Below are 3,877 nucleotides of genomic sequence, written 5' to 3'. Positions count from 1 at the left end.
CTTAATGAGAATAAACTCAACCTTAAAAAAGACTCATTACGAATGCTATTTCTTAGCTTTTTTTCTAAAATCAAGATTCTGAAAAAAGAAAAGCCTAATGCTATTAATATTTCTAAATCGATTTCCAGATGCTAATTGTTGATAAACATTCATATAGCCAAACTGAAAATTTGAGTGAGAATCAATATTATATGCCAAACCTGCAAAAAAACGATTTTGGTCAAAAACATTATAGACATTATTTTTCGAGAGATTTAGCATCACTTCATTATTCAAAACGGCTGAAAATGTTTTAGGAGCAATACCTTTACTACTCAATGGAATGTTTAGTAAAAAATTATACCGAATTCGTTCATCAAAACGATAGCCTTCAGCCAATTCATTATCATTTTTTATTTTTCGTCTAAAGCGTTCTTCCAACCGAAGCCACTGCATTGTTCGAAGCTTGCCATATTTTGTATGTAACTGAAGTTGATGCCAAATTCTATGCTCGGGCTGAGAAATATTGGCATGCCCTTCTTCAGGAAAATGATTGGCATAATTATAGGCATTAGTAAATTTCAAATCATCATTGATGTAATACATTAAGCCCAATCTACTCAAGAATTTTGAAGGTTCTTTAATAAAGTGGTCAGTCGTTCGGTAATGAGCATCGAACCAAATTCCCCATTTATTACTGATTCTAGATTGATTGAAATATCCAAGCCAAAGTTGCTCTTCATCTTGAACCAAACGAGTAGTTTGTCCAAAAATAGAGGTACAAATGCAAGAAAGGATGAATAAAAATCTATATTTCATAACTTATCAATTAGTGATTTCCATAATTTTTTTCTCCTGCACTAATAGCAATAGGCAATAGATTTTGTTTAGGTGGCAATGGGCAAGTGGCATAAGGCGTAAATGCACAAGGAGGATTGTACGCTTTATTGAAATCGAGCGAAGTGAAACCATCAGCGTCAGGTTTTGCGGCATAAACAAATCGGCCAGCTCCGTAGGTTTCTTTTTTATTAGTGATATCTCCAAAAATGATAAACAGTTCATCACCTTCGGCAAGTGCATCTAATGCATATTCCTTACCTGCAACTGTAAAAATTAGTTTTCCCGGCGAATCCTGCTGCGATGTTTGTCCAGTTACATCCAAAATCGCTATTTTTTTACCAACTGTCGGTTCAAATTTTGCTTTAAGTTTCCATTTTTTATCAATCTGGAAAGTCTCGATTCCATGAAATTCTTTCAAAAATGGGCTATCCAAATCTCGCAATCGGATGGCGTATTTATTCCCTCTTTTTATAACAAACCAACGAAGTGTGTGATGTTTCAAAAGAATTGGTTTTTCACTAGGAAAAATTTTCAACTTTTCTACTTTTTCGTTTTCATGATAAATCTCAGCCCCTTTTTTTGCCTCGATAAATACTTCTCCATTCGACAAAATAAACTCACCTAAAAAATTACCGCTTTTCCCCGTAGGAAATATAATTTTATTTTCAATATCAGCTCCAAATGAGTTTCTTCCCTCCTCTAACCAAAATAGTCCTGCTAAGTTTAGCCAACCATTTTCTTTCTTTAGGCTTTCTATTCTATTTTTGTGCCATTCTTTTATCTCTTTTTCGTAATCGGCATCATCATTTGGGGTAATAAACGAGCTTAATATAAATAGTGCTAATGAGTAGTATAAATATTTCATTTTAATGAAGTTTGAAGTGCTGAAACATAATCTAAAATTATTGAAAATAATTAAACTTTTACTATTAAGTTATCAATCATAGGACAAAAATATGATTCTATATTTACTCTATCAAATATATAGATTATTATTTTTAAAAAAATAATAAATTCACTAGAAAAAGTAAATTTATTATCTATATAGTACAATTATTAGTACTTTTTATCTGATTTTACTGATGTGAATATGATCATTAAGGGCATCTTCAAAGAAGTGATGAATCATGAAAGTTTGCTCCGCTCCTACTTTTTGACCAGTTTGGGCCATAAACCATTCAACAATTGCTCCGATTACAAAAACGGGAACAAGCCATAAAATGGAAGCATCAAGTTTGAGGCTCATTCGAACTAAACCTATCATTGTTAGAAAAAATATACCTAATCCGAAAAATACATAACCCATTAAAAATATTGCCCATACACTCGGATGAGGGCCATACATACCTCTGATAATAGTTTTGTGGTCTTCCGTTTCTTCGAATGAAATACTCAGTTGTGGTGACCAATAATGCTGTTCTTCTGGTTTTATCCTTAAAAGCCCGTGTGTACTAAAAACCTTTCCTTCTACGGGCAGCTTAGTAGCATCAAGACTATCGGTTAATAATTGAGTAATTTCGGAAACTTTCTTTTCGGAAGTAATTTTAAATTTAGGACGAGAGCGAAAACTAGTCATATTGTAAGCAGTTTAGAATAGTGTGACCAAAACTATTATTTAGGATTTGATATAGAAATGACAAATATCATATTTTAAACTGAGAAATTAGGTCATTTTAGCCTTAATTAGGCTTTTTTAGAAGTAGTTATTTATCTTTACACCGAATATTTGTTTTTTTCGCAATGCCAATCAGAGATTTATTAAAAACTGACAAGAAATTTAGGGTTACAGGAATGCTCAGAATTGAAAGTGAAGATGATCGTTTTCTTGGGCCTGGCCGACTCGAATTACTTGAAAATATCATCGAAACAGGTTCGATAAGTCAAGCAGCTAAGCAAATGGGAATGTCATACAAAAAAGCTTGGGATTTAGTCAATTCTATGAACCAGCATACCCAAAAGCCCATTGTCACTACGCAAACTGGCGGTGAAAAAGGTGGAGGAACGGTCGTAACCGAAGAGGGCAAACAATTAATTGTAGCCTTCAGAAAATTACATGAAGAATTTCAACAATCATTTGAGAAACATCTTGATGCTTTTTTGAATACTTAATATTAAAAAAATTAGACTTCTATGTAAAAATAAGTTTTAAACAAGCAATAGTTAAACCTATTGCTAAGAGCTTTTTGAGGGTTGGCGTATTAAATTTCTGACTTCCAAAATAAGAACCAATTAAGCCCCCTATAATAGTTGCTAATACTGCCCATTGCATATTTTCGGGTAAATTAATACCTCCTTTTTGAAGCTGCCCATAAAGACCTGACAATGAATTCACGAAAATAAAAAGTGCTGAAACGGCAGCTGTTTCCTTGATATTAGACCAACGCATTAGTAACATCAATGGACTAAGAATTATCCCTCCTCCAATACCAATCATCCCTGATAATAAACCAATTAAGCCACCTGAAAGTAAGCCAGCCCAAAGTGGAATTGGTTTGTTCGTTTCATTTTCTGTACCGAATTTATAAATCAACCTTACGATAGAAAATAGAATACAAACCGCAAGAATTTTCTTATATATAGAATCTGAAAGCGTCATGGTTCCGCCCACAAATGCCATTGGAATACTAGCCACAGCAAATGGCCAAAATAATCTAAATCGAAAATGACCTGCACGATAAAAACCTATGAATGAAAATAAAGACACAGCTAAATTCATGACTAGGGCCGACGATTTCATCATGGCTGGTGCCACACCCATAATTGCCATAATGGCCAAGTATCCACTTGCCCCACCATGCCCAACCGATGAATATAAAAAAGCTACTATACCTAATAAAAAAAGTAAAAGTAAAATTGAAGAAGTCATAGGTTTTTGAAATTCGAAAAAGCGTTATATATTTGCAAATATAGCGAATACTTCCCATTTACATTCAATAATCAAAAAATATTCATTGATGAAGCGAATATTAAGTTTTCATGCCAAGCGTTATATTTTTATTTATTAGGACTTTCGCTTTTGCGAAAGAGATTAAAAATAGTTAAGTTAGCTTCATGCTAA

At 33.2% G+C, this 3,877-nt stretch carries 5 protein-coding genes; 1 reads left to right on the top strand and 4 read right to left on the bottom strand.

Features of this window, described 5'->3' with window-relative positions:
• Window positions 1-45 precede the first annotated feature (45 nt).
• The 3 genes from A6M55_RS03260 to A6M55_RS03250 all read right to left on the bottom strand — a co-directional run bounded on the left by A6M55_RS03260 (window position 46) and on the right by A6M55_RS03250 (window position 2,395).
• The gene (locus A6M55_RS03260; protein ID WP_015027517.1) at window positions 46-798 is read right to left on the bottom strand and encodes a DUF2490 domain-containing protein; all 753 of its coding nucleotides are present in this window, start codon (window positions 796-798) and stop codon (window positions 46-48) included.
• A 10-nt stretch (window positions 799-808) separates the two neighbouring features.
• A complete protein-coding gene (locus tag A6M55_RS03255) occupies window positions 809-1,684 on the bottom strand; it encodes a DUF1684 domain-containing protein (protein ID WP_015027518.1) in 876 nt (291 codons plus the stop codon).
• Window positions 1,685-1,885: 201 nt separating this feature from the next.
• On the bottom strand, window positions 1,886-2,395 hold the full coding sequence (locus A6M55_RS03250; RefSeq protein WP_064196451.1) for a hypothetical protein: 510 nt from the start codon (window positions 2,393-2,395) through the stop codon (window positions 1,886-1,888).
• A 164-nt stretch (window positions 2,396-2,559) separates the two neighbouring features.
• On the opposite strand from A6M55_RS03250, the gene A6M55_RS03245 reads away from it, so the two are divergent.
• Window positions 2,560-2,928, top strand: a complete 369-nt coding sequence (locus A6M55_RS03245; RefSeq protein ID WP_015027520.1) for a winged helix-turn-helix domain-containing protein — start codon at window positions 2,560-2,562, stop codon at window positions 2,926-2,928.
• A 19-nt stretch (window positions 2,929-2,947) separates the two neighbouring features.
• Here the strand turns inward: A6M55_RS03245 and A6M55_RS03240 are convergent, their stop codons facing one another.
• Window positions 2,948-3,685, bottom strand: coding sequence for a sulfite exporter TauE/SafE family protein (locus tag A6M55_RS03240; RefSeq protein WP_064196450.1), 738 nt, complete (start codon window positions 3,683-3,685; stop codon window positions 2,948-2,950).
• Window positions 3,686-3,877: the final 192 nt, after the last annotated feature.

It is taken from the genome of Emticicia sp. MM (assembly GCF_001649495.1).
The sequence above is the reverse complement of the archived record's forward strand: the minus strand, read 5'-3'. Positions and strand labels throughout refer to the sequence as shown.